Genomic DNA, 25,611 nt, shown 5'->3' on the forward strand with positions numbered 1-25,611 from the left:
CGGAATGCTGACGTAGCCTTTGGGCATGAGCACCGCGGTCCGCCCCGCGGCCGGTGACTCGGACCTGCCGGCCGGGCGAGTGCACGACGTCCTGCGAGCGCACATGCTCGCGGACGGGTTCGACCTCGTCCTCGATCTCGAGGCCTCGCGCGGAGTGAGCGTCGTCGATCAGCGGGACGGCACCGCGTACCTGGACATGTTCGGGTTCTTCGCGTCGTCGGCGCTCGGCATGAACCATCCGGCGCTCGCCGACGACGGCCAGTTCCGCCACGAACTCGCGACCGCGGCGATCAACAAGCCCAGCAACTCCGACGTCTACACCGTCCCGATGGCACGGTTCGTCGACACGTTCGCGCGGGTCCTCGGTGATCCCGCGCTGCCGCACCTGTTCTTCGTCGACGGCGGCACCCTCGCGGTGGAGAACGCGCTCAAGGTCGCGTTCGACTGGAAGAGCCGCCGCAACGAGGCGGCCGGACGCGATCCCGCGCTCGGCACCCGGGTGCTGCACCTGACCGAGGCGTTCCACGGCCGCAGCGGCTACACCCTCTCGCTCACCAACACCGACCCCACCAAGATCGCGCGGTTCCCCAAGTTCGACTGGCCACGGATCGACGCGCCGTACCTGGCCGACGGACGGGACGTGGAACGGGCCGAGGACCGCGCACTCGACCAGGCGCGCCGGGCGTTCGCCGAGCACCCGCACGACATCGCATGCTTCGTCGCCGAGCCGATCCAGGGGGAGGGCGGCGACCACCACTTCCGGCCCGAGTTCTTCGACCGCATGCGGGAGCTGTGCCTCGAACACGACGCGCTGCTGATCTTCGACGAGGTCCAGACCGGCTGCGGGCTCACCGGAACCGCGTGGGCGTACCAGCAGCTGGGCGTCACCCCCGACGTCGTCGCGTTCGGCAAGAAGACACAGGTGTGCGGGATCATGGCCGGCGGCCGCGTCGACGAGGTGCACGACAACGTTTTCGAGGTGAGCTCACGGATCAACTCGACGTGGGGCGGCAACCTCACCGACATGGTGCGGGCCCGCCGGATCCTCGAGGTGATCGAGGAGGACCGGCTGATCGACCGCGCCCGGTTGTGCGGCACGCACCTGCTGCGCCGGCTCGAGGATCTGGCCGCCGCGCACGACGCCGTCACCGAGCCACGGGGCCGCGGGCTGATGTGCGCGATCACGCTGCCCACGGCCGCGTACCGGGACCGGGTGGTGGCGCAACTGCGGGAGCACGAGCACGTGCTGTTCCTGGCGACGGGGGAGCGGGGCATCCGCTTTCGGCCGCCGCTCACGGTGACCATCGCCGAACTCGACGCGGCCGTCGAGGCGCTCGATCGGGTGCTCGCGCGGGTGGGCGTTTAGGGCATCAAGTCCCGAATACCAGGTGTTTCGTCCCACAACCGTGGTGCGCCGGGTGGGTCCGGGGCCTCGTCTCGTTACGATTGTCGAGGTCTATCGAGGAGGCAGACGAGTGCAGATCACCAGCGTCGGACACGCCGGATTCCACATCCAGACCGAGGCGGGGTCGATTCTCTGCGACCCGTGGGTGAATCCCGCGTACTTCGCGTCGTGGTTCCCGTTCCCCGACAACACCGGTCTCGACTGGGACGCCCTCGGCGACGTCGACTACCTGTACGTCTCGCACCTGCACAAGGACCACTTCGATCCCGAGACGCTCGCGAAGCACGTCAACAAGGACGCGACCGTGCTGCTGCCGGACTACCCGGTGCCGGACCTCGAGCGTGAACTCCGCAAGCTGGGCTTCACCAAGTTCTTCGAGACGCAGGACTCCGTCAAGCACACGGTGAGCGGTCCCAAGGGCGACCTGGACGTCATGATCATTGCGCTGCGCGCCCCCGCGGACGGCCCGATCGGCGACTCCGGCCTGGTCGTCTCCGACGGCGAGACCGTGTGTTTCAACATGAACGACGCCCGCCCGGTCGACATGGATCCGATGCTCGAGGCGTTCGGCAAGATCGACATCCACCTGCTGCAGTACTCGGGCGCGATCTGGTACCCGATGGTCTACGACATCCCGGCCGGCACCAAGCGCAACTTCGGCAAGCAGAAGCGCCAGCGCGGCATGGACCGCTGCCGCAGTTACATCGAGCAGGTCGGCGCCACGTGGGTCGTGCCGTCCGCCGGCCCGCCGGTGTTCCTCGACGACGCGCTGCGCGACCTGAACGACGACCACGGCGACGAGGGCAACATCTTCCCCGACCAGATCGTGTTCCTCGAGCAGATGAGGATCCACGGCAACGACGGCGGCCTGCTGATGATCCCCGGCTCCACCGTCGACGTCCACGGCGAGAAGGCCACCCTCGCGCACCCGATCCCGGACGCCGACGTGGAGAAGATCTTCACCGACAAGGCCGCCTACATCGAGGACATGGCGCAGCGGATGGCGCCGGTCATCGCTGCCGAGAAGGCCGCGTGGGCGCCCGCCGAGGGCGAGCCGCTGCTCGGGCCGCTCAAGGCCAAGTTCGAGCCGATCATGGCGCAGTCCGACGTCATCTGCGACGGCATCGGTTACCCCGTCGGCCTCGTGATGGGTGACGAGACCGTCGTCCTCGACTTCCCGAACCGCACCGTGCGCGAGCCGCAGGACGGCGATGGTAAGTACCGCTACGGCTTCCGCATCGCGCCCGAACTGGTGCGCACCGTGCTGCGTGACGACGAGCCGGACTGGGTCAACACGATCTTCCTGTCCACCCGTTTCGAGGCGTGGCGCGTCGGCGGCTACAACGAGTTCCTCTACACGTTCTTCAAGTGTTTGACCGACGAGCGCATCGCGTACGCCGACGGCTGGTTCGCCGAGGCGCACGACGACACCGCCTCGATCGAGGTGGGCGGCTACGAGATCCAGCGCCGCTGCCCGCACCTCAAGGCGGACCTCAGCAAGTTCGGCGTCGTGGAGGGCTCCAACCTGACGTGCAACCTGCACGGCTGGCAGTGGGACCTCGAGACCGGACGCTGCAAGACCTCCAAGGGTCACGAACTGCGGACCAAGAAGCTGGGCTGACAGCTTCTCCCACACGACACGAACCCGGCGGCCGAGACTCTCACGAGCCTCGGCCGCCGGGTTCGTCTAGATTCGGGCGCATGACGTCGAGCCCCGGTGCGAGCATCCCGATCCTGTCCGTCCCCAACCTGCGCGACGTCGGCGGCTACCGCACGCATGACGGGGCCACCATCCGGTTCGGTCGCTACTACCGCTCGACCGACCTCAGCAAGGTCACCGTCGACGACTCTCCGCGGCTCGCGGACCTGGGCCTGGTGACGGTGTTCGACCTGCGCACCCACTCCGAGCGGGAGGCCGCACCGGACCGGTTGCCGCCGTCGGCGCGCGAGGTGCCGCTCGACGTCCTCGCCGACAAGGCGCTGCGTTCGGTGCCCGCGCAGATGCAGGCCGTGATGTCGGATCCGTCGATCGCCGTGTCGATGCTCGGCGAGAACAAGGCGCTCGACTACTTCCTCGGCAGTTACCGCGACTTCGTGACCCTGCCGAGCGCGCTGGCGTCGTACCGCACCCTGTTCACGGATCTGGCGGCCCGCGACAACCTGCCCGCCCTCGTGCACTGCACCACGGGCAAGGACCGCACCGGCTGGGCGACGGCGTCGCTGCTGCTCCTGCTCGGCGTGGACGAGGACGACGTCTTCCACGAATACCTGCTCACCAACGAGCAGTTGCTGCCGGCGTTCGCGTCGATCTTCGACAAGTTCACCGCCGCCGGTGGGGATCCGGAACTGCTGAAGCAGGTTCTCGGCGTGCGGCCGGAGTACCTCGAGGCGGCCCTGGCCCAGATGCGCGAGAAGTTCGGCTCGATCGAGGGCTACTTCGCGGACGGACTCGGCATCGACGTCGCCGGACAGGACGCGATCCGCGCGCACCTGCTCGAGGGCTGACGGCGGTTCAGGCGGGGATACGGTTCAGACGGGGATGCGCAGCGGCCGCGCGAGCACGCGTGCGAGCACGAGTCCGATCACGATGCCGACGGCGTCGGCCGCCGCATCCCAGATCGATCCGCTGCGCTGGATCGGCAGGGCGCCCTGCAGGACTTCGGAGACCGCGGCGAAGGCCAGCAGCCACGCCGCGGTCCACGCGACGCCGATGCGGGCATAGCGCGACGTCAGCGCGAGCGCGGCGAACATCAGCGCGTGGGTGACCTTGTCGCTGTTCTCCGGTCCGCTGGGCACGGTGGAACCGGGGGAGAAGAGCATCACGAGCACGATCACCGTGGCGATCACGAGCGGCACGTAGCGACTGTCGAATCGGTCGAGCATCGGCGTCAGCGCCCACTGACGGCGAGGCCGAGCGCGCCCTCGGCGAACCGGCGGACGGCGTCGGTGGCGGCCGCGAGCGCGTCGTCGTGGCCGGGACGCGCCCAGCCACTCAACAGGCCGTCGGCGCCGTCCGGGGTCAGCCCCACCTCGGCGAGCAGTTCACCCGTCGTGGGCTCGCACACCGCCCAGGAACAGTGCTCCTCGGTGGCCCATTGATCACGCCGTCGCGCGACGTAATCGGGATCGGTGATGCCGCCGTCGCGCAGCGCGGGACGGTCGTCGACGCGCTCGTCGGCGCGGAGCGCGCGCAGGTACCAGGAGCCGGCATTGATCTCGATCGGTTCCATCAGCAGCTGCCGCGCCCTTTCTTGCCGCCGAAGAGAATCGCGGCCGTTGCCGGAATGAGGAGGAAGAACAACCAACTGTGGTCGACCGGGACGAGGAAGAACAGCGCGAGCGCCACGAACGGGATCACCGCCATGACGGTGTTGCGCCAGGTCTTCTCGTCGTCGGAATCGTCCACCGCCGGGGAGGTTTCCGCGGGTGCGGGTGCCGGCGCGGTGAGCGCCGGCAGATCCGTGAACACCTGATCGAGTTGGCCACGCGTGGTGGCCGACGCGATCTGCCCGCTGCGTTCGTCGAACTCGGTGACCGTGAGCCGGCCGTCGGAGAAGTGTTGAGACAACGCCGCGAGCGCCTGCTCACGTTCGGCCGTGCCGATGCGGATCTCCGGAAGGTCGGACATGTCGTCGAGACTACTGCCCGGACAGCACTGTGCGCGCCTCGCGAATCCGCGAGGCGCGCACAGTGTGAAGCGGTGGGTTACCTACCGAGATGTCACTTCAGCTCGGCGAGGACCGTGCCCTGCGTGATGGCGGCGCCGGCCTCGACCGACAGACCCGTGACGACACCGGCCTTGTGAGCGGTGACCGGGTTCTCCATCTTCATGGCCTCGAGGACGACGATCAGATCGCCCTCGGCGACCTCCTGGCCCTCCTCGACGGCGACCTTGACGACGGTGCCCTGCATCGGAGCGGTCACGGCGTCACCCGACGCAGCGCCGGCACCCGCGCCGCCACGCTTGCGCGCCTTCGGCTTCTTGCGGATGGCACCGGCCGGAGCGCCGCCCGTGCCGACCGAGAACGAACCGGGCAGCGAGACCTCGACGCGACGGCCACCGACCTCGACGACGACCGACTGACGGGGCAGGTTCTCCTCGTCGTCCGCGGCAGCACCCGAACCGGCGAACGGCTCGATGGTGTTGTCCCACTCGGTCTCGATCCACTTGGTGTAGACCTCGAAGCCCTCGCCGTCGCCGATGAACGCCGGGTTCTCGACGATGTGGCGGTGGAACGGGATGACCGTGGCGAGGCCGTCGACCTCGAACTCGGCGAGCGCACGAGCGGCACGCTGCAGCGCCTGCTCACGGTTCTCACCGGTGACGATCAGCTTGGCGAGCATCGAGTCGAACTGGCCGCCGATGACGTCGCCCTGGACGACACCCGAGTCGACGCGGACGCCGGGGCCAGTCGGCTCCTTGTAGACGGTGATGGGGCCGGGGGCGGGCATGAAGCCACGGCCGGCGTCCTCGCCGTTGATGCGGAACTCGAAGGAGTGGCCGCGCGGGGTCGGATCCTCCTTGATGGTCAGCTCCTCGCCGTTGGCGATCAGGAACTGCTGGCGAACCAGGTCGATGCCGGCGGTCTCCTCGGTGACCGGGTGCTCGACCTGCAGGCGGGTGTTGACCTCGAGGAACGAGACCGTGTCGCCCTGGACCAGGTACTCGACGGTGCCGGCGCCGTAGTAGCCGGCCTCCTTGCAGATGGCCTTGGCGGACGCGTGGATGCGGGCGCGCTGGTCGTCGGTCAGGAACGGCGCGGGGGCCTCCTCGACGAGCTTCTGGAAGCGGCGCTGCAGCGAGCAGTCGCGGGTGCCGGCGACGACGACGTTGCCGTGCTTGTCGGCGATGACCTGAGCCTCGACGTGGCGGGCCTTGTCCAGGTACTGCTCCACGAAGCACTCGCCGCGACCGAAGGCCGCGATGGCCTCACGGGTGGCCGACTCGAACAGCTCGGGGATCTCCTCGATGGTCTGCGCGACCTTCATGCCGCGACCGCCGCCACCGAAGGCAGCCTTGATCGCGACCGGGACGCCGTACTGCTTGGCGAACTCGACGACCTCGTCGGCGTTCTTGACCGGATCCTTGGTGCCGGCCGCCATCGGAGCCTTCGCGCGCTCGGCGATGTGGCGTGCGGTGACCTTGTCACCCAGGTCGCGGATCGACTGCGGCGAGGGACCGATCCAGATCAGGCCCGCGTCGATGACGGCCTGCGCGAAGTCGGCGTTCTCGGACAGGAAGCCGTAGCCGGGGTGGATCGCGTCGGCGCCGGACTTCTTCGCGGCGTCGAGGATCTTGTCGAACACCAGGTAGGACTCGGCCGACGTCTGACCACCGAGGGCGAAGGCCTCGTCAGCGAGCTTCACGAACTGTGCGTCCGCATCCGGCTCGGCGTAGACGGCGACGCTGCCGTAGCCGGCGTCCTTCGCAGCTCGGATGACCCGCACAGCGATTTCGCCGCGGTTGGCGACGAGCACCTTCGTGATCTGCGCGCTGGCTTGAGTGGGCACTGAGCCTCCTGTGTTTCGCATGGTCTGTCCCCGTGGATCACCTATGGGGTCACCGGCGGGTATCTGTTGGCATCTCATCGGAGTGTATGCATCAATCCGATAGACGATGTAACCGGATAGCGCTTACACATTAAGGGCTCGGCTCGGCATCGCAACCCTACTGATCAGTAGTGGCACCTGTGCTCGCGACGGCGGTCGGCAGGTTCGCCGGGACGGGCTCGGTGGCCGAGACGACGTCGAGCATCGCCCGGCGCGCGCGGTGCAGGAACAACATCACGCCCTCGGTTGCCGTGTCGGTTCCCGGGAATCGTGCGGAGATGTTGAGGCCGTGCGGGGTTCGGTTCACCCAGACGTACACGTCGTGTGTGTAGTGGCGGCTGCGCAGCGCCCGCGCGTGGATCTCCGGCCACTGCTGAGCCATCGGGACGAAGCGGACGTCCATGAACGAGACGACGAAACGTGGCCGGATCGGTGTCCGGAGGATCTCCTCGACGCGCGCGAACGGAACCTTCGCCGCCGGCTTGGTGAGGGAGATCGCAGCCGACGCCCGCGCGGCGGCCTCCGTGAAGTCCGCGGCGCCGGCGATGTCGAACTCGATCGGGGAGAGGCCCACGAACCAGCCCAGCGAGGTGGCCCAGTTCGGATCGTTCCGGGTGTGCACGGGGGTGACGGTCCGGAACACCGTGTCGCCGCTCAGTTCGGCCCCGGCCTGCGCCAGGCACGCCAGGACCCCGGCGAAGAAGTTCTGCCCGACGCGGTGGCACGCCGTGTTGAAGGCGGCGGCCTGACCGGCGTCGAACACCCACTCGGACACCGCGCGCTGCGCGACGCGGCTGTCCGGGCGCGGCCCGAGATCGAGGGGGAAGTCCGACAGCCGCCCCTTGCTGCGCGCGAAGGCCGAGCGCCAGCACTCGACGGCGGGGTGGGTGTGATCGATCGCCGACGCCGCGGCGCGTTCCTCGGAGCCGAAGTCGATGTAGCTGCCCGCCGGGACCAGCAGCGACGGCCGTCCCGTCAGCGCCTCCGTGTAGAGGCTGGTGATCTCGTGCGCCACCAGCACCACCGACAGCCCGTCGATGATCGAGTGGTCGGCCGCGAAGAACACCGTGCATTCGGGCACCGGATCGGAGTGCTCGAGCGTGACGAACAGATAGGCGGGCCAGCGGTGCGGCGAGGTGAGCTCGTCGAACAGGTCGTGGACCCGCTCGTACACGGTGTCCGCATCGAACTCGTACTCGTGCCGGACCTCGTTGAGTTCGATGCCGGTGGGGTCGATCGTGCGGCGCGTGATGCGTCCGTCGTGGCCGAGCGCGGCATGCGTGCGGAGCGGCTCGTGGCGCTCGATCCACATACCGACCGCGGTCCGGAACGCGTCGTGGTCGAACTCGCCCGGGATGCGGAATGCGGCACCGAGCCACGACTCCCGGCCGTCGTCGTGGGTGCCGTCGGCGGTGCGGCGCAGGTGCGCCTCGTGGATGTACGACGCCGGACGGCCGTCGTCCACCCACCCCGTCGTGGCTTCGGGTAACCACTCGGTGAGCATGCCGGGGGAGATCGCGTAATCCGCGAGCTCGGTGAATTCCATCGTGGAGAATCCAGTCTCTTGTCCCGTCGCGGTGGCGGCGGTGAAGATCGTCACAGTGAAGTTGTCGGGGAGGGTCGCTCCCCGGTGGGTGGTGCAGCGGAAGGGTGCCGCTCAGTTGCGCAGGTGGCGCTTGATGCGGGCGAGCATCGCGCTCATGCCCCGCAGTCGTAGGGGGCTGACCGCGTCGGCCAACCCGAGATCCGAGTAGAAGTCGTCCGGAACCGCGAGGATGGTTGCGGCACTGTGCCCGTCGAGGCCCTGATGCAGAATCGACGCGAATCCGCGGGTGGTCGGCGCCTCGGCCGGAGCGCTGAAGTGCAGGCGCACCTTCTCCGGGTCCGAGCCGTCGACGAACAGGAACAGCGGCGACTGGCACTCGGGCACCGGCTCCATCGCGTCCTGCTCGAGCTCGGCCGGCAACGGTGCGAGCTCGCGACTGAACTCGAGCAGCAACTGCAGCTTGTCCTGACCGTCGACGGCGGCGAAGTCGTCGACGATCTCGGCGAGGCTCTCCGGCAGGCTCACGACGCGGCTTCCTGGGCGTCGCTGGGCGAGGAACCGGGAGCCGCCCCGGGCTGATCGCCCTTGACGATCGGAACCCGCACGACGTTGCCCCACTCCGTCCACGAACCGTCGTAGTTCCGCACGTTCGGGTACCCGAGCAGGTGCGTCAGCACGAACCAGGTGTGGCTCGAGCGCTCACCGATCCGGCAGTACGCGACGACGTCGTCGTCGTGCGAGAAGTCCGCGTAGATCTCCTCGAGCTCGGGCCGGCTGCGGAAACGGCCGTCCGGCGCCGCGGCGCGCGCCCACGGGATCGACACCGCGGTCGGGATGTGGCCGCCGCGCAGCGCACCCTCCTCCGGGTAGTCGGGCATGTGGGTGCGCTCGCCCGTGTACTCCTGCGGCGAGCGGACGTCGACCAGCGGTCCGGCACCCAGGTGCGCGAGGACGTCGTCCTTGAACGCACGGATCGAACTGTCGTCGCGCTCGATCACCGGGTAGTCGGTGGGGGCGGGCATCGGGACGTCGAACGTGGTGTCGCGGTTCTCCGACAGCCATGCGTCGCGGCCACCGTCGAGCAGTCGGACGTCCTCGTGACCGAACAGCGTGAACACCCACAGCGCGTACGCCGCCCACCAGTTGCTCTTGTCGCCGTAGATGATCACGGTGTCGTCGCGGGAGATGCCCTTGCGGCTCATCAGATCGGCGAACGCCGCGCCGTCGATGTAGTCGCGCGTGACCGGATCGTTGAGGTCCAGGTGCCAGTCGACCTTCACCGCGCCCGGGATGTGGCCGATGTCGTACAGCAGGACGTCCTCGTCCGACTCCACGACCTTCACGCCGGGGGCTCCCAGATTGACCGACAGCCACTCGGTCGACACGAGTCGCTCCGGGTGGGTGTACGCAGCGAATGCGGGATTGGGATCGGGCGCGACGGGCACGGGTGGGCTCCTGAGGCATGCGTGGGTGGAGGGTGGTCCACTCACGATTCTAAGTGGTCGCTCGTTCGGGAGCGTGACCGATATCGCGACGGCTACCGGCGAGTACTGTCGGGCACCGTGACGAGCCCCGACGACCGCCGTGCCGAACTGGCCGGCCGTGCCGACGTCGATCGTCTGCTGCGGACCTTCTACGAGCGCGCCCTGGTCGATCCGCTGCTCGCGCCGGTCTTCGAGACCCTCGCCGTCGTCGGCCTCGACGAGCACCTGCCCGTCGTCGGCGACTTCTGGGAACAGATCCTGTTCCGGACCGTCAGGTATCAGGGACACTTCGGACCCGTGCACGAGGCGCTGCACCGGCAGCACGATCTCACCGACGACCGGTTCGAGCGGTGGCTGGCGCTGTGGTGCGGCACCGTGGACGAGTCGTTCGCGGGCACGAACGCGGAACGGGCCAAGACGAAGGCGCGCGCGATGGCGGCGGCGCTACAGCGCGCCCGGAACTAGCGGATCGGGCTAGCGGACCAGGGAGTTGGCCGCCCACAGTTCGGCGATCGAGACGCCGACGTCGGACAGCAGGCGTCGCACCAACGGCAGACCGATTCCGATGACGCTCGACGGATCGCCCTCGAGTCGCTCCACGAACCAGCCGCCGAGGCTGTCGAGGGTGAAGGCGCCGGCGACCTGCAACGGCTCACCGGACGCGAGGTAGGCCTCGAGATCCTGGTCCGACGGCGACGCGAAGTGCACGACGGTGCCGCTGTGATCGGACGCGTCGGAGACGACGGCGCCGTCCGCGAGACGAAGGACGCTGTGCCCGGTCAGGAGGGTCGCGCTGCGGCCGGCCATCGAGCGCCAGCGGCGACGGGCGACGTCGACGGTGTGGGGTTTGCCCTGGAGTTCGCCGTCGATCAGCAGCATCGAGTCGCAGCCGATCACGACGGCATCGGTGATTCCCTCCGCGACGAGCGAGGGGACCACGTCGCGGGCCTTGGCCTCGGCGAGCGTGGTGACGACCGTTTCGGGGGCGGCGGACGGCCCCAGACGGTCGATGATTGCATCTTCGTCCACGCCTGAGACGCGGACGGTGGGCTCGACCCCGGCGCCCCTCAGCACGGTAAGCCGTGCCGGGGACGCCGAGGCGAGAACCAGGTGGGTCACTCGTGGAACCGTTCGATCGAAACAGGCATCAGAACGGACGCGGAGCGACCGGGTTGCCGAACGAGTACGGCGAGAACGGCGCGTGTCCGCGGTGCATGCGGGTGGGCGCGCCCCAGGTCTCGGGCGGCAGGTCGTCACCGGCAGGCTCACCCGAGGCCGCCGCCGCGGACAGCACCGCGACGAGCACGGCGACGTCCTCGTCGGTGGGGTTGCCCTTGACGACGGTGATCATCGGAGACTGCGGGCTCTCGGACGACACTGCGGCGTCGGCCTCCAAACCTGCGACAGCTTCGGCCAACGCGGCTCCTTCGAGCGAGGACGCATCCAGCAGCTCGGCGTCGGTGAGTGCATCTTCCCGGGTGGTCGCTGTCATAGGGGGATGTTCCCATGCTTCTTGGGCGGAAGCGAAACCATCTTGCGCTCGAGCAGACGCAGAGCGGAGACGATCTGTCCGCGGGTGTGCGACGGCGGGATGACCGCGTCGATGTAACCGCGCTCGGCCGCAACGTACGGGTTCACCAGGGTGTCCTCGTACTCCTGCTGCAGCTTCAGGCGCAGAGCGTCGACGTCCTCACCGTTCTTGGCGGCCTCGAGCAGTTGCTTGCGGTAGACGAAGCCGACGGCGCCGGAGGCACCCATGACCGCGATCTGAGCGGTCGGCCACGCCAGGTTGACGTCGGCGCCCATGTGCTTGGAGCCCATGACGTCGTACGCGCCGCCGTACGCCTTGCGGGTGATGACGGTGATCTTGCCGACCGTGGCCTCACCGTACGCGTACAGCAGCTTCGCGCCGCGGCGGATGATGCCGTTGTACTCCTGCTCGGTGCCGGGCAGGAAGCCCGGGACGTCGACCAGGGTGATGATCGGGACGTTGAACGCGTCGCACGTGCGGACGAAGCGCGCGGCCTTCTCGGACGCGTCGATGTCCAGGCAGCCCGCGAACTGGGTGGGCTGGTTCGCGACGATGCCGACGCTGCGGCCGTCGACGCGGCCGTAGCCGACGATGACGTTCATGGCGCGGCCGGCCTGCACCTCGAGGAACTCGTCGTCATCGAGGATGCGACGGATGACCTCGTGCATGTCGTACGGCTGGTTCGCCGAGTCCGGGATCAGGGTGTCGAGCTCGCGGTCCTCGTCGGTGAGCGAGTCCTCGATCGAGCCGACGATCGGATCGGTCGGAGCCAGGCGCGGGGTCGCGGCCTGGTTGTTGCTCGGCAGGTAGGACAGCAGGTCCTTGACGTAGTCGAGCGCGTCCTGCTCGCCGGAGGCGACGTAGTGCGCGACACCCGACTTGGCCATGTGGGTCCGGGCGCCGCCCAGGTCCTCCATGGTGACGTCCTCGCCCGTGACGGTCTTGATGACGTCGGGGCCGGTGACGAACATCTGGCTGGCCTCGTCGACCATGACCACGAAGTCGGTCAGCGCGGGGGAGTACACGTGGCCACCGGCGGCCGGGCCCATGATCAGGGAGATCTGCGGGATGACACCCGAGGCCTGGACGTTGCGGTGGAAGATCTCGCCGTACAGGCCGAGCGAGACGACGCCCTCCTGGATACGCGCGCCAGCGCCCTCGTTGATGCCGATCAGCGGACGGCCGGTCTTGAGCGCCAGGTCCATGACCTTGACGATCTTCTCGCCGTAGATCTCGCCGAGCGAGCCACCGAAGACGGTGGCGTCCTGGCTGAAGACGCAGACGTCACGGCCGTCGATGGTGCCGTAGCCCGTGACGACGCCGTCGCCGACGGGGCGGTTGTCGGCGAGGCCGAAGTTGGTGCTGCGGTGCCGGGCCAGGGCGTCGAGCTCGACGAACGAGCCCTCGTCCAGGAGTGCCTGGATGCGCTCGCGCGCCGTCAGCTTGCCCTTGGCGTGGACCTTCTCGACGGCTGCTTCGCCCATCGGCTGCATTGCCTGCGCCTGGCGGCTACGCAGGTCAGCGAGCTTTCCCGCCGTGGTGTGGATATCGGGGGTGTTCGCCGCCTCCGCCGCGGCTGGCTCCTGCACACTGGTCATGGGAAGTGAGCTTAACCAGGTCCGCGGGGCCCGCGTCGAGTGAGGTCTGGTTGCGTTGAATTATTCAACCTAAGCTACTGGCGAGTCACATTCCAAGCGCATCCTAGGCTGGACGGATGTGGACCGATCTGAACCGCCCCCCGCTCGACGCCGCAGTTCTCCGGCGCGCCCTCGTCCGTGACGCGGGTGGCGATCCGGACGCGTTCTGGTCGCGGGTCGACGTCGTACCCGAGACCGGTTCCACGAATGCCGATCTGCTCGCCGCGCCACGCGACGCGGACTACGCGCGCAGCGTGCTGATCGCGGAGCATCAGACCGGTGGACGCGGCAGGCACGCCCGGCCGTGGGTGAGCGCGCCCCGCGCCCTCATCACCGTCTCCGTCGTGCTCGACATGCCGGAGATGGATCTGTCGGACATCGGCTGGCTACCGCTGCTGTCGGGTATCGCCGTGATCGATGCGCTGCGCGAGACCGCCGGCGTCGACGCCGAACTCAAGTGGCCCAACGACGTGCTGATCGGCGGGCGCAAGGTGGCGGGAATCCTCGCCGAGGTGGCGTCGACGGCGCCGGTCCCGACGGTCGTCGTGGGAATCGGCCTCAACGTGACGCTCACCGAGGACGAACTACCGGTGCCCACCGCTACGTCGCTGCAACTCGAGAACGCGGAGGTCACCGACCGCACCGTCCTGGTGCGGGCGCTGCTGCGGGAACTGGCGCGGCGCCACCGCGAGTGGGAGGCCGCGGGATGGAAGGTCGACGCACTGGCCGCCGCCTACCGGGAGAGATGCGGAACGCTCGGCCGCCGGGTGCGGGCCGAGCTTCCCGGGGACCGGGAACTGATCGGGACGGCCGTCGACGTCGACGTCGAGGGGCGCATCGTGATCAAGGCGGACGGTGAGTCGCCGGTCGCGGTCTCGGCCGGCGACATCACCCATCTGCGTGCCGTGTGAGGCTCAGACCCTGTCGGTGTCCCACGTGGAGACGGCCCAGATCACCACGACGCTGAGCGCGATGATGAGGATCGACCACAGCGGGTACCACGGGATCCACAGGAAGTTCGCGATGATCGACAGCGCGGCGATGACGATCGCGCACACCCTCGCCCACGTCGCGCCGGTCAGCAGGCCGAGGCCGATGAGGACGACGACGATGCCGAGCACCAGGTGGATCCAGCCCCATGTCGTGAGGTCGAACTGGTAGACGTACTCGGGTCCGACGACGAAGAAGTTGTCGTCGGCGAGTGCCGAGATTCCCTGGAAGATCTCCAGGATGCCGACGGTCATCAGGATGATCGCGGCGGCGATCGACGTGCCCGCCGCGAATCCCTGTTTGGCGCCGCCGCCCGAACTGTGGGTCGTCGGTGTGCGATCGCTCATCTCAGTTCCCCTTTCGATCGGTCGTGCATGCTCGCTGGAGAGTCGACTGCCTTCTGCAGGATCGTGTCCCCGATCGTCCCGCAGATCCTCACCCCTCGAGGGTGAAACCGCAGGAGACACCGCATGGGGAATGAGTTGCGGAGTGCCCCGCACACGTGCGAGTTGCTGCTACTTTGACCTTGATCCACGAATTCTCGTGAGGCGGAGGGGAACAGCGATGAGCGCACCGAACGACATGTGGGTGGCGGGAGATACCGGTCAATTGGAGACCGCGCGCCGCTTCCTGACCGGACTGACCGCGGTCTTCGGTCTGCTGACCCTCGGCCTCGGCATCGCGATCCTGGTGTGGCCGAACGCAACCCTGGTCGTGGTGGCGGTCCTGATCGCGATTCAGGTCTTCGCATTCGGAATCATCCAGATCGTGCGCTCGTTCGCGGAGGTGAACGCGCCCACCGCGGCTCGCACCCTCACGGGACTCTCGGGCGCGCTGGCGATCCTCCTGGGATTCCTGGTGCTGCGCAGCCCGCTGCAGACGCTCGTCGTCATCGCGCTCGTCATCGGCGCGTGGTGGGTGTTCCGCGGCGTGCTCGACATCGTCGCGGGCGCGTCCGAGGTGCCGGGCAACCGGGCCGTGGGCATCGTGCTCGGAATCATCAGCGTCGTCGCCGGCGCGATCGTGCTGCTGCAGCCGGAGTTGTCGCTCGGCGTCTTCGTGATCGTGGTCGGCGTCTGGATGATCCTGTACGGCATCATCGTCCTGGCTGCAGCGTTCCTCGGGCGCCGCGCGAGCTGAACCGGCGGACGGAGTCGGACCTGTCAGACTCGTCGCATGGGATACCCGGAAGACGCACTGGCAGCGGACGAAGAGCTGGTGCTGCATCGGCACCCGCACTGGAAGATGCTCGTCGTCCCGGTCACGATCTTCGTGCTGTCCGCCGCGATCGCCGGCTACCTGCTGGGGCTCGCGCAGCGGCAACTGAGCGGCGGCGCGAGCCTCGTGGCGTCGGCAGTGCTCGTCGCGGCCTGGCTCGCGCTGGTGGTGTGGAAGACCCTCGTGCCGGTACTGCGTTGGAAGTCCACGCATTTCATCGTCACCGACCGGCGCGTGATGATCCGGCACGGCGTCATGACGCACACCGGGATCGACATTCCGATGAACCGGATCAGCAACGTCCAGTTCCGGCACGGCCTCGTGGACCGGATGCTGCGAACCGGCACGCTGATGATCGTCGCGTCGTCCGACGACCCGCTGGAGTTCGACGACATCCCCGAGGTGCAGAAAGTGCATTCGCTGCTGTACCGGCAGGTGTTCGACGCGACGAACGATCCGCACGGTGGCGGGTATCCGAACACCGGGTACGACGGTCGTGGTGATGCCCCCGACGATCGCCGCGATTTCCGGAATGGCTGGTAATGGGACCGCGCCGACGAAACCGACCGTAGGCTGTCGTCGTGACCGCCGTACTGCTTGCCGAAGATGACGAAGCCATCGCTGCGCCGCTCTCGCGTGCACTCGGCCGTGAGGGCTACACCGTCACCATCGAACAGACCGGGCCTTCCGCGCTCGAGCGGGCGCTCACGGGCGAGTTCGAACTACTGATCCTCGATCTGGGGCTGCCCGGAATGGACGGACTCGAGGTGTGCCGACAGCTCCGCGCGCACAGCCTCGACCTCGCCGTGCTCATGCTCACCGCGCGGACGGACGAGGTGGACTTCGTCGTCGGCCTCGACGCCGGCGCCGACGACTACGTCGGCAAGCCGTTCCGGCTCGCGGAACTGATGGCCCGCGTGCGGGCTCTGCTGCGGCGCAGCGGCGGCGGCGAGGACGTCGTCGTCGAGGTCGCCGGGATCCGTCTCGAACCGGCCGCGCGACGCGTGCTCGTCAACGGCTCCGAGATCGCGTTGGCGAACAAGGAGTACGAGCTGCTCCGCGTTCTGCTCGAGCACGCCGGCCAGGTCGTCTCGCGCGACACCATCCTGCGTGAGGTGTGGGGCGACGTGGAACTACGCGGCTCGAAGACGCTCGACATGCACATGTCGTGGCTGCGCCGGAAGATCGGCGACGAGGGCGCGGGCGCCGATCGCAAGATCGCGACAGTGCGCGGCGTCGGCTTCCGAATCAACACCGACTAGGTCCCTCCACCGTGCGTCGCCGAATACTGCAGTCGATCCTCGCCGTCGTTCTCTTCACCGGTCTGCTGCTCGGCGTTCCGTTGATCTACACCGCCTGGTTGTGGGTGGAGGACTTCACCCGGAGCGATCTGCAGGCCCGGCTCGACCGGATGGCCGCCGAGATCATCGTCCAGGAGGGCGCGTCCGGCGTCGTCGAGGACGGGCTCGACACGACGTCGTTGCGCCTGGTCGTTCCCGAGGGCGGCAAGCTGGTCGTGGTCTATCCGACGCCGCAGGAGGGGGCCGCCCGGCTGGACCTCGGTGCCGAGTCGGTGCCGTCGCCGCTCGTCGAGTCACTGTCGATGGGCACCTCGGGGTCACTGCGCCTGGAGGTGCCGTCCGACCGCATGCGCACGCTGCAGCGGCAGGCCGTCGGCGCGGTGACGCTGCTCGTGCTCGCCTCGATCGGAGCCGGTGCCGCGGTCGCCGTGGTGACCGCGAAACGGCTCGCGGACCCGCTCAAGGATGTGGCCGAGCGGGCCGCCCGGCTGGCCGAGGGCGACTTCCGGCCCGACTCGCGGCGCCACGGGATCCCGGAACTCGACCGTGTCTCCGACGTCCTCGACTCCGCGACGGTGGAGATCTCGCAGCGGCTGCAGCGCGAGCACGCGTTGGTCGCCGACGTCTCGCACCAGTTGCGCAGCCGGCTCACAGCGGTGCGGCTGCGCCTCGACGAGCTGTCCGGACATCCCGACCCGGACGTCGTGCACGAGGCGGAGGAGGCGATGGCACAGGTGGACCGCCTCACGGTTGCGGTCGACGACCTGGTGCGGTCGTCGCGCAACAGTGGCTCGGCCGGCCGTGAACGGGTGTCGGTGGTGGGGGAACTCGCGAGTGTCGTCGCGGACTGGCAGGGGCCGTACAAGGAAGCCGGCCGCGTCCTCCGGTTGCGGGGCGAGCCGAGGCTGACGTCGTCGGCGACAGGGTCCCGGCTGCGGGAGGCGGTGTCGGTGCTGATCGACAACTCGTTGCAGCACGGCGAGGGCACATGCACGGTATCGGTGCGGCTCGCGTCGGGTCCGGCCGGCCGCGGGTCGGCGAACGACTCGCGGGTGTGCGTGGAGGTCTCCGACGAGGGGGAGGGGGTGAGCGACGAATTGGCGCCGCACATCTTCGATCGGGGCTTCTCCGGGGCGGGATCGACCGGTGTGGGCTTGGCGCTCGCCCGCGCCCTCGTCGAGGCGGACGGCGGCCGACTGGAACTGCAGCGGCGTCGGCCGGCCCTGTTCGCGCTGTTCCTGGCCCGGGTCGAGGACGATGCGCCGACACGAGTGGCCGGCATCCACGAACCGCGTTAGCTGCGGTTGGGATCCTCGCCGGTCAGTTCGACGGTCTCGGGCTGCTCGATGCGCTCGTGCTCGCCGGTCTCCTCCGGGAACACCCACCGTCGGAACGACCAGAACCGGAAGATCATCTGCAGCAGGTTGCCGATGATGTAGTTCAGGATGAAGTCGACGATCAAGATCGTCGTGAAACTCGCCGATGCGCGGATGTCGAAGACGTTGTTGGCGATCCATAGCGGCGCCGCCGCGATGATGACGCCGATGCCGCTGATCGTGAAGAAGAGCAGGGCCTCGTGGTGCCGTTCGCGGCCGCCACGGTGCTTGAAGGACCACTCCCGGTTGAGGATGTAGCTCAGGATCGTCGCGACGATGCCGGAGAAGACCTTGGCGACCACGGGCTTCTGTTCCAGGATCGTCAGGCTCAGGGAGTAGAAGATGGCGAGGTCGACCACCATCGTCGTGCCGCCGACGATTGCGAACTTGATCAACTCGTGGTGGCGAAGAACGATGGCCCGGAAGGGCTGCGGTACTCGGCTCATCGCCGCGTCGACGAATGACACAACGAAGTATTCTACGAAGCCGCGATCTCGACGGGGGCAGCGGATGGAGGTTTATCAGCTTCTTCACAGGTTGCGACGGGGGATGACCTCGGCAGAACCATTCGCGGGCGAACATGACACCATGGTGTGTCGTGACCGGCAAATCTGAATCCGAACCTCGCCCCACCCCTCCGCGTGATCTCCCGAGCGGGATGCCCGTGGTGACGATGATCGGCGGCGGTCAGCTCGCCCGCATGACGCATCAGGCCGCGATCGAGCTGGGCCAGACCGTGCGTGTCCTCGCGGGCAGCATCGACGAGCCCGCCGCCCAGGTCAGCCCCGATGTCGTGCTCGGCAGCCACGAGGACCTCGCCGCTCTGCGGAAGGCCGCACTGGGATCGAACGCCCTGACGTTCGACCACGAACACGTCCCGACCGAGCACCTCGACGTGCTGGTGTCCGAGGGCGTCAACGTCCAGCCGCCGCCGCAGGCGCTGGTGTACGCGCAGGACAAGCTGGCGATGCGCCGCAAGCTCAGCGAGATGGGCGCCCCGATCCCGGCGTTCGCCGAGGTCACGTGGGCCGAGGACGTCGTCCGGTTCGGCGCCGAGCACGGCTGGCCCGTGGTCATCAAGGCGGTTCGCGGCGGCTACGACGGACGCGGCGTCTGGATCACCGACGACTCCGACGAGGCCGAGGCGATCGTCACCGAGCAGCTCGACAAGGGCGTTCAGTTGATGGTCGAGCAGGCCATCGACTTCACGCGGGAGCTGTCCGCGATGGTCGCGCGGTCGCCGTTCGGGCAGGGCGCGTCGTGGCCGGTCGTCGAGACGGTCCAGTTGAACGGTCAGTGCGCCGTCGTGCTGGCACCGGCTCCGCAGCTGTCGGCGGCACTGTCCGCGGAGGCCGAGCAGCTGGCGCTGCGCATCGCGTCCGAGCTGGGCGTCGTCGGATCGATGGCCGTCGAGCTGTTCGAGACGACCGACGGCACGCTGATCGTGAACGAGCTCGCGATGCGCCCGCACAACTCCGGTCACTGGACGCAGGACGGCGCGCGGACGTCGCAGTTCGAGCAGCACCTGCGGGCGGTCCTCGACTACCCGCTCGGTGATCCGTCGCCCATCGCCCCGGTCACGGTGATGGCGAACGTGCTGGGTGCGCCGGAGGCGCCCCTCATGAGCATGGACGAGCGGCTCCACCACCTGTTCGCGCGGATGCCCGACGCGAAGGTGCACATGTACGGCAAGGGCGAGCGCAAGGACCGCAAGATCGGGCACGTGAACGTCGTCGGTGCGGCGTCCGGTTCGATCGACGATCCGGCGTACGTGGCGGCCGTGCGCGAGCGCGCGGAGCGGGCGGCGCACTGGCTGTCGCACGCCGAATGGATTGACGGATGGAACGAACACGGGAGCGACGCGAAGTGACTGAATCGAACGGGCCCCTCGTCGGGCTGATCATGGGCAGCGACTCGGACTGGCCGACGATGGAGGCCGCCGCGGAGGCGCTCGCCGAGTTCGGTATCCGGTTCGAGGTCGGTGTCGTGTCGGCGCATCGGACGCCGCAGCGGATGCTCGACTACGCGCGCGATGCCGCCGGCCGCGGCATCAAGATCATCATCGCGGGCGCCGGCGGCGCCGCGCACCTGCCGGGCATGGTGGCGTCGGCGACGCCGCTGCCGGTGATCGGTGTGCCGGTCCCGCTCAAGTACCTCGACGGCATGGACTCGCTGCTGTCGATCGTGCAGATGCCGGCCGGTGTGCCGGTCGCGACGGTGTCGATCGGCGGTGCGCGCAACGCGGGCCTGCTGGCGGCGCGCATCCTCGGTGCGTCGGATCCGGCCCTGCAGCAGCGGATGGCCGACTTCCAGGCCGGCCTCGAGCAGATGGTTCTGGAGAAGGACGCGGCGCTGCGCGCCAAGCTGCTCGGCTGAGCGTCGCGAATCGGGCTCTAGGCTGACGGCATGGCCCGGTTCCCCCTGAGTGAGCGCTGGTATCGCTGGAGCGCCGCCCACGCGGTCGGAATCGACCGCGTCGTGGCGGCGTTTCTGTCGTTCGCCTGTCTCTTGGCTGCCGCCGGCGGCGGCGACAAGGCGTTGGTGGTGTCGCTCGGTATGACGGTGCCGCTGGCGTGGCGACGCTCGCACACCATCGTCTCCGGGTTCACCATCGCGGGATTCGCGGTAGCCCATCTGGTGCTGATCCCGAACATGCTGCTGCCGAGCGTGATCGCGGTGCCGATCGCGCTGTACGCCTTCGCCGCGTACACCCCGCGGTGGAGCAGCTACACGGCGCTGCTGATCGCGATCGGGGGCGCGTCCGTCGGTGGCCTCGAGTATTTCGCGTACGACGGACGCGGCTGGCAGGAGGCCGTGATCACCTCGACGTTCCTCGTCGTGTTCGTGCTGGCGGTGTGGGCGTTCGGCGATCTGCGACGGGTCCGTCTCAAGGAGATCGAGGGACTGACCGAACGGGCTCGGCTGCTCGAACTCGAGCGCGCCCAGGAGGCCGAGCTCGCAGCCCTCGGCGAGCGCACGCGCATCGCACGGGAGATGCACGACATCGTCGCGCACTCGCTCACGGTCGTCATCGCGCAGGCCGACGGCGGCCGCTACGGCGCGGCGCAGGATCCGCAGGCCGCCATCACCGCGCTCGAGACGATCGCATCGACGGGCAGGCAGGCCCTGACGGACATGCGGGCGCTGCTGTCGGTGCTGCGCGAGGACCGGCCGCGCGAGTTCTCCGCGATGCCGGGCGTCGGCGACATCGAAGGGCTCGTCGCCGAATTGCAGCGCGGCGGGCTCGACGTCGCGCTGAACGTCACCGGCGAGCCGCGGGACCTGTCCACCGGCGCAGGCCTGACCGCGTACCGCATCGTGCAGGAGTCGCTCACCAACGTGCTCAAGCACGCCGGACCCGGCGCAGAGGCGCGGGTCGACGTGAACTGGGGCGAGCGCGAACTCGAACTCGTCGTCAGCGACGACGGCCGGGGCGGTGCGGCGGCACTGATCGAGCCGTCTCCCGGCGGGCAGGGCGTGATCGGAATGACCGAGCGCGCCAAACTGCACGGCGGGCGACTCTCGGCCGGTCCCGTGTCCGGTGGCGGTTACCGGGTGCAGGGACTGCTGCCGTACGTCGCGCCCTAGGCTGGACGGCATGATCCGCGTGGCCCTCGTCGACGACCAACAGCTCGTGCGGGCCGGCTTCCGCATGGTGATCGATTCGCAGCCCGACCTCACGGTGGTGCTCGAGGCGTCCGACGGGGCGCGCGCTGTCGACGAACTGTCCCGCACACCGGCCGACGTCGTGCTCATGGACGTCCAGATGCCGAACATGGACGGCATCGAGGCCACTCGTCGGCTCACCGCCCGTGACGACTCGCCGAAGGTAGTGGTGCTCACCACGTTCGAGAACGACGAGTACGTGATGTCCGCGATCAGCGCGGGCGCCAGCGGCTTCCTGCTCAAGGACGTGCCGCCCGAGGAACTGCTCGACGCGATCCGCACGGTCCACCGCGGCGACGCCGTCATCGAGGCCCGCTCCACCCGGAAGCTGCTGCAGCACGTGGGCCCGATGCTGAGCGACTCGGCGCAGCCGTCGCTGCCGGAGGATCTGACACCGCGCGAGGTCGAGGTGCTCGAGGCGATGGCCCACGGACTGTCGAACTCCGAGATCGCGCAGAAGTTCGTGGTGTCCGAGGCGACAGTGAAAACCCATGTGGGACGGGTTCTCTCGAAGACCGGATCCCGCGACCGCGTCCAGGCCGTGGTGTACGCGTTCCAGGTCGGTCTCGTGCGGCCGCAGGATCTCCTCGGCTCCGACTGAGCCGTCAGGATGACGCGCGGTCCTACCGGGGTATGACTGCGAGCGTCGCGGAGATCGCCCCGCGCTCCGATGTGCCGGATCCCTGACCAGCCATAACGTCGATTCCATGAGAATTGACGACCAGAAGGTGCGGGCTCGCGGCCTGACGAAGACCTACGGGAACGGCGAGACCGCCGTCCATGCACTGCGTGGAGTGGACGTCGACTTCGGCGCGGGTGCGTTCACCGCGATCATGGGCCCGTCGGGCTCGGGCAAGTCGACGCTGATGCACTGCCTCGCCGGCCTCGACACCGCGACCGCGGGGACCGTCGAGGTGGGCGGCACCGAGATAACGCGGTTGGGTGACCGGGCGCTCACGGAACTGCGACGCGACCGGATCGGCTTCGTGTTCCAGGCGTTCAACCTGCTGCCGGTGCTCTCGGCCGAGGAGAACATGCTGCTGCCCATGCGGTTGGCGGGACGCCTGCCCGAGCCGGGGTGGCGCGACGAGGTGGTGCGCCGTCTGGGTCTGACCGACCGGCTCGGACACCGCCCGCACGAGTTGTCGGGCGGTCAGCAGCAGCGGGTCGCGGTGGCGCGGGCGCTGCTGCCGCAGCCGGACGTGATCTTCGCGGACGAGCCCACCGGCAATCTGGATTCCCGCACGGGTGCGGAGGTGCTCGACCTGCTGCGCTCGAGTGTCCGCGAGACCGGACAGACCGTCGTGATGGTGACCCACGACCCGGTCGCCGCGTCGTACGCCGACCGGGTGGTGTTGATCGCCGACGGCCGCATCGCCGGCGAGATCGACCGTCCCACCACCGATTCGGTGATCGAGACGATGCGTTCGCTCGGCGCCGACGACGTCAGCAGGACGCACTGATGCGCGGGCTGGCGTGGGCGCAGATGCGCGCCCATGCGGGACGGTATGTCGCCTCGGCGCTCGCGGTCGTGATCTCGGTGGCCTTCATCGTCGCGACCCTCACCCTGAACTCGACGCTCAAGTCGGGCGTGACGGATTCGCTGGCCGGTCAGTACGCGTCGTCGGACGTCGTCGTGACCGGCAGCGCCGACGTGGCCGCGATCGCGGCGGTGCCCGGCGTGCGTGCGGTGAGCGAGGACGTCTCGGTGAGCGTCAAGGTCCGACGCGACGGTGAGTCCGCGGCGTGGGGGTCGGCGCAGTCCGTGGCGGACGACGCCGCGCTGCGCTGGCAGTCGCTCGCCGACGGGCGTTTCCCCGCCGCGCCGGGCGAGATTGCGGTGGAGAAGGATTCGGGTGTCCCGCTCGGCGGCAACATCACGGTCACGACACTCGGCGGTGAGAAGCAGGTCACCGAGACCGCGACGGTGGTCGGCCACGTCGACCTGTCCGGCACCGCGCAGGGCATGGACGGCACCACGGTGTTCGCGACACCCGGACAGTTGGAGGCGTGGACGTCCGGTGGCGGGGCGCGGGAGATCCGCGTCGCCGGTGACGGCATAGTGACACAGCAGCAGCTGGCCGACCGGGTCCGCGCGGCGCTGCCCGCGGACGCGACGGTGGAGACCGCGGCCCGGCAGACGGAACTGGCGTCGCAGCAGTTCCTCGGTGACTCCGATCTCCTCGCGAGTGTGCTGCTCGCGTTCGGCGCCATCGCGGTCGTCGTCGCGGGACTGGTCATCGCGAACACGTTCGCGGTGCTCCTCGCGGCCCGCACCCAGGAGCTGGCACTGTTGCGCTGCGTCGGCGCGACGGCCGCGCAGGTGCGGCGCAGTGTGCGAGCCGAGGCCGCCGGGGTGGGTGTGGTCGCGTCGGTGTTGGGCGTGGCGTTCGGCGTCGCGACGGCCTGGGTGGTGGGCCGGATCGTGGCTGCCACCGACGCCCCGATCCCGTTGCGCGGCTTGACCGTCACGCCGGTCACAGTGATCGCCGGACTGGTCGTCGGCATCGCGATGACGATGATCGCGGCGTCGGCGCCCGGACGGGCCGCGACACGGGTGTCGCCGCTGGCGGCGCTGCAGCCGCTCGAGTCGAAGCCCGAACCGGTGGTGGTGTCGCGGGCCCGCAGGTTCCTCGGAATGCTCGGGCTGGCAGTGGGTGTCGGCATCCTCGCGATCGGTGTGGCCACGGCGCAGGTCCTCGCCGCGTGCCTCGGTGGTCTGCTCACGTTCGTCGCGGTGGTGCTGCTGAGTCAGCGGATCGTCCCGGCCGTGATCTCCCGTGTCGGTGCAGTGCTGGGCCGTTTCGGTGGCCCCGTCGGGATGCTCGCGGCGGGCAACGCCGGACGCAATCCCCGGCGCACCGCCGCGACCGCGACGGCACTGTTGATCGGTGTGACGCTCACGAGCACCCTCGTCGTCGGTATCGCCGTCACCAAGGCCAGCGCCCCCGGCGCGGTCGACGACCAGTTCCCGGTGGACGTGAGCGTCGGCACGTGGCAGGACGGGGGCCTGCCGACCGGTCTCACCGACCGGGTGCGGGCGCTGGACGGGGTGGACGCGGTGGCACCGCTCACTGTCGCGGACCTCACGCTGCCCGACGGCCGCACGCTCACGGTGTACGGCGCCGACGTGGCGGCAGTGCGCGCCACCCTGCGCACCGATGTCGACCTGCCGGGCAATCGGCAACTGCTGTTGCCGGTCGACGACCGGACCGGTCTCGGACTGGAGTCCGGCGTACAGGTGATGCTCGCGGGTGCCACGGGACGCGGCGAGTTCACCGTCGGCGGGTCGGGCGACCTGCCCGCGATGATGGATCAGCGAGCCCTGGGGTCGCTGTCGCCCCAGGCGAGCACCGAACAGCTGTGGATCCGGCTCGCCGACGGGCTTTCGGACGACGAGCAGCGCGCCGTCCAGGACGAGATCTCCTCGCTCGCAGAGCAGTTGGCTCCGGGCAGCGAAGTCGGCGGCTCGCTCGTGATGCGCGCGACACTCGACACGGTCCTCGACACCCTGCTGATGATCGTCGCCGGCCTGCTGTCGGTGGCGGTGGTGATCGCGCTGATCGGCGTGGGGAACACGATGGCGCTGTCGGTACTCGAGCGCCGACGCGAGTCCGGCCTGCTCCGGGCCGTCGGCCTGACCCGTGCGGGCCTGCGGTCGCTGCTGCTGTGGGAGGCGGTGCTGATCGCGGGTGTCGCATCTGCGCTCGGCGTCGCGCTGGGTCTCGCATTCGGCATCACCGGATCGGCGTCGGTGTTCGGGTTCGACGACCTCGAACTCGGCACCCTGCCGTGGCTGACGCTGCTGCTGATCGTGCTGGGCGGCGGCGTGGCCGGAGTGATCGCCGCGATCCTGCCGGCGCGACGGGCGGCCCGCACGGCGCCGGTGGCCGCGCTGGCGTGAGGG

General features: G+C 69.1%; 27 protein-coding genes. 15 read left to right on the forward strand and 12 right to left on the reverse strand.

Annotated elements, in window-relative coordinates:
* Nucleotides 1-25: 25 nt before the first annotated feature.
* The 3 genes from lat (at nt 26) to LCL87_RS11725 (ending at nt 3,910) form a co-directional block, all read left to right on the forward strand.
* On the forward strand, nt 26-1,366 hold the full coding sequence (lat, locus tag LCL87_RS11715; RefSeq protein WP_225019702.1) for an L-lysine 6-transaminase: 1,341 nt from the start codon (nt 26-28) through the stop codon (nt 1,364-1,366).
* A gap of 109 nt (nt 1,367-1,475) precedes the next feature.
* Nucleotides 1,476-3,026, forward strand: coding sequence for an MBL fold metallo-hydrolase (locus tag LCL87_RS11720; protein WP_225019703.1), 1,551 nt, complete (start codon nt 1,476-1,478; stop codon nt 3,024-3,026).
* Nucleotides 3,027-3,106: 80 nt separating this feature from the next.
* A complete protein-coding gene (locus LCL87_RS11725) occupies nt 3,107-3,910 on the forward strand; it encodes a tyrosine-protein phosphatase (RefSeq protein WP_225019704.1) in 804 nt (267 codons plus the stop codon).
* A 24-nt stretch (nt 3,911-3,934) separates the two neighbouring features.
* On the opposite strand, the gene LCL87_RS11730 is transcribed toward LCL87_RS11725, so the two are convergent.
* The 7 genes from LCL87_RS11730 to LCL87_RS11760 form a co-directional block, all read right to left on the reverse strand.
* Complete coding sequence (locus LCL87_RS11730) at nt 3,935-4,288, reverse strand: VanZ family protein (protein WP_225019705.1); 354 nt, start codon at nt 4,286-4,288, stop codon at nt 3,935-3,937.
* Between the two features lie 5 nt (nt 4,289-4,293).
* Complete coding sequence (locus LCL87_RS11735; protein WP_225019706.1) at nt 4,294-4,635, reverse strand: hypothetical protein; 342 nt, start codon at nt 4,633-4,635, stop codon at nt 4,294-4,296.
* Entirely contained in the window at nt 4,635-5,033 is a 399-nt protein-coding gene (locus LCL87_RS11740; RefSeq protein WP_225019707.1) for a DUF1707 SHOCT-like domain-containing protein, read from the reverse strand. The genes LCL87_RS11735 and LCL87_RS11740 overlap by 1 nt, the downstream gene beginning before the upstream one ends.
* 92 nt (nt 5,034-5,125) lie before the next feature.
* On the reverse strand, nt 5,126-6,916 hold the full coding sequence (locus tag LCL87_RS11745; RefSeq protein WP_225019708.1) for an acetyl/propionyl/methylcrotonyl-CoA carboxylase subunit alpha: 1,791 nt from the start codon (nt 6,914-6,916) through the stop codon (nt 5,126-5,128).
* A 157-nt stretch (nt 6,917-7,073) separates the two neighbouring features.
* Nucleotides 7,074-8,501, reverse strand: coding sequence for a condensation domain-containing protein (locus tag LCL87_RS11750; RefSeq protein WP_225019709.1), 1,428 nt, complete (start codon nt 8,499-8,501; stop codon nt 7,074-7,076).
* Nucleotides 8,502-8,612: 111 nt separating this feature from the next.
* Nucleotides 8,613-9,026 carry a SufE family protein gene (locus LCL87_RS11755; RefSeq protein ID WP_225019710.1) on the reverse strand — a complete coding sequence of 138 codons (414 nt, stop codon included), beginning with the start codon at nt 9,024-9,026 and terminating at the stop codon, nt 8,613-8,615.
* Nucleotides 9,023-9,946 (reverse strand): sulfurtransferase, encoded by a 924-nt coding sequence (locus LCL87_RS11760; protein WP_225019711.1) that lies wholly within the window; start codon nt 9,944-9,946, stop codon nt 9,023-9,025. Before LCL87_RS11760 ends, LCL87_RS11755 begins: the two co-directional genes overlap by 4 nt.
* Nucleotides 9,947-10,063: 117 nt before the next feature.
* On the opposite strand from LCL87_RS11760, the gene LCL87_RS11765 reads away from it, so the two are divergent.
* Nucleotides 10,064-10,450: a group III truncated hemoglobin gene (locus LCL87_RS11765; protein ID WP_225019713.1), complete on the forward strand. Its 387-nt coding sequence runs from the start codon at nt 10,064-10,066 to the stop codon at nt 10,448-10,450.
* Between the two features lie 9 nt (nt 10,451-10,459).
* On the opposite strand, the gene LCL87_RS11770 is transcribed toward LCL87_RS11765, so the two are convergent.
* From LCL87_RS11770 to LCL87_RS11780, 3 genes are read right to left on the reverse strand one after another with little or no spacing between them, the layout of a single operon-like run.
* Complete coding sequence (locus tag LCL87_RS11770) at nt 10,460-11,104, reverse strand: Maf family protein (RefSeq protein WP_225019715.1); 645 nt, start codon at nt 11,102-11,104, stop codon at nt 10,460-10,462.
* A 28-nt stretch (nt 11,105-11,132) separates the two neighbouring features.
* A complete protein-coding gene (locus tag LCL87_RS11775) occupies nt 11,133-11,477 on the reverse strand; it encodes an acyl-CoA carboxylase subunit epsilon (protein WP_225019717.1) in 345 nt (114 codons plus the stop codon).
* Entirely contained in the window at nt 11,474-13,114 is a 1,641-nt protein-coding gene (locus tag LCL87_RS11780) for an acyl-CoA carboxylase subunit beta (RefSeq protein WP_225019719.1), read from the reverse strand. The genes LCL87_RS11775 and LCL87_RS11780 overlap by 4 nt, the downstream gene beginning before the upstream one ends.
* 116 nt (nt 13,115-13,230) lie before the next feature.
* Between LCL87_RS11780 and LCL87_RS11785 the strand changes: the two genes are divergently transcribed.
* A complete protein-coding gene (locus LCL87_RS11785) occupies nt 13,231-14,064 on the forward strand; it encodes a biotin--[acetyl-CoA-carboxylase] ligase (RefSeq protein ID WP_225019721.1) in 834 nt (277 codons plus the stop codon).
* A gap of 3 nt (nt 14,065-14,067) precedes the next feature.
* On the opposite strand, the gene LCL87_RS11790 is transcribed toward LCL87_RS11785, so the two are convergent.
* Nucleotides 14,068-14,490: a DUF7144 family membrane protein gene (locus LCL87_RS11790; RefSeq protein ID WP_225019723.1), complete on the reverse strand. Its 423-nt coding sequence runs from the start codon at nt 14,488-14,490 to the stop codon at nt 14,068-14,070.
* Between the two features lie 217 nt (nt 14,491-14,707).
* Here LCL87_RS11790 and LCL87_RS11795 point away from each other — a divergent pair, with 217 nt between their 5' ends.
* Genes LCL87_RS11795 through LCL87_RS11810 form a run of 4 tightly spaced genes read left to right on the forward strand, consistent with a single transcriptional unit; the run spans nt 14,708 to nt 17,960 of the window.
* Complete coding sequence (locus tag LCL87_RS11795; protein ID WP_225019725.1) at nt 14,708-15,283, forward strand: DUF308 domain-containing protein; 576 nt, start codon at nt 14,708-14,710, stop codon at nt 15,281-15,283.
* Nucleotides 15,284-15,319: 36 nt separating this feature from the next.
* Nucleotides 15,320-15,904 (forward strand): PH domain-containing protein, encoded by a 585-nt coding sequence (locus tag LCL87_RS11800; protein WP_225019727.1) that lies wholly within the window; start codon nt 15,320-15,322, stop codon nt 15,902-15,904.
* 38 nt (nt 15,905-15,942) lie between these two features.
* On the forward strand, nt 15,943-16,623 hold the full coding sequence (locus LCL87_RS11805) for a response regulator transcription factor (protein ID WP_005518651.1): 681 nt from the start codon (nt 15,943-15,945) through the stop codon (nt 16,621-16,623).
* A gap of 11 nt (nt 16,624-16,634) precedes the next feature.
* A complete protein-coding gene (locus tag LCL87_RS11810) occupies nt 16,635-17,960 on the forward strand; it encodes a sensor histidine kinase (RefSeq protein ID WP_225019729.1) in 1,326 nt (441 codons plus the stop codon).
* Here the strand turns inward: LCL87_RS11810 and LCL87_RS11815 are convergent.
* Nucleotides 17,957-18,505, reverse strand: coding sequence for a GtrA family protein (locus LCL87_RS11815; protein WP_225019731.1), 549 nt, complete (start codon nt 18,503-18,505; stop codon nt 17,957-17,959). The genes LCL87_RS11810 and LCL87_RS11815 overlap by 4 nt on opposite strands.
* Nucleotides 18,506-18,618: 113 nt before the next feature.
* Here LCL87_RS11815 and LCL87_RS11820 point away from each other — a divergent pair, with 113 nt between their 5' ends.
* The 6 genes from LCL87_RS11820 to LCL87_RS11845 all read left to right on the forward strand — a co-directional run bounded on the left by LCL87_RS11820 (nt 18,619) and on the right by LCL87_RS11845 (nt 25,608).
* Complete coding sequence (locus LCL87_RS11820) at nt 18,619-19,908, forward strand: 5-(carboxyamino)imidazole ribonucleotide synthase (protein WP_237692026.1); 1,290 nt, start codon at nt 18,619-18,621, stop codon at nt 19,906-19,908.
* Nucleotides 19,878-20,414: a 5-(carboxyamino)imidazole ribonucleotide mutase gene (gene purE, locus LCL87_RS11825; RefSeq protein WP_225019735.1), complete on the forward strand. Its 537-nt coding sequence runs from the start codon at nt 19,878-19,880 to the stop codon at nt 20,412-20,414. The genes LCL87_RS11820 and purE overlap by 31 nt, the downstream gene beginning before the upstream one ends.
* Before the next feature lie 30 nt (nt 20,415-20,444).
* Nucleotides 20,445-21,626 carry a DUF7134 domain-containing protein gene (locus tag LCL87_RS11830; RefSeq protein WP_225019737.1) on the forward strand — a complete coding sequence of 394 codons (1,182 nt, stop codon included), beginning with the start codon at nt 20,445-20,447 and terminating at the stop codon, nt 21,624-21,626.
* Nucleotides 21,627-21,636: 10 nt separating this feature from the next.
* Nucleotides 21,637-22,305 (forward strand): response regulator transcription factor, encoded by a 669-nt coding sequence (locus LCL87_RS11835; RefSeq protein WP_225019738.1) that lies wholly within the window; start codon nt 21,637-21,639, stop codon nt 22,303-22,305.
* Nucleotides 22,306-22,411: 106 nt separating this feature from the next.
* Nucleotides 22,412-23,167 carry an ABC transporter ATP-binding protein gene (locus LCL87_RS11840; RefSeq protein WP_225019741.1) on the forward strand — a complete coding sequence of 252 codons (756 nt, stop codon included), beginning with the start codon at nt 22,412-22,414 and terminating at the stop codon, nt 23,165-23,167.
* A complete protein-coding gene (locus tag LCL87_RS11845; RefSeq protein ID WP_225019743.1) occupies nt 23,167-25,608 on the forward strand; it encodes an ABC transporter permease in 2,442 nt (813 codons plus the stop codon). The genes LCL87_RS11840 and LCL87_RS11845 overlap by 1 nt, the downstream gene beginning before the upstream one ends.
* Nucleotides 25,609-25,611: the final 3 nt, after the last annotated feature.

Origin of the sequence: Prescottella equi, assembly GCF_020171745.1 — a bacterium.
Lineage (GTDB): Bacteria > Actinomycetota > Actinomycetes > Mycobacteriales > Mycobacteriaceae > Prescottella > Prescottella equi_A.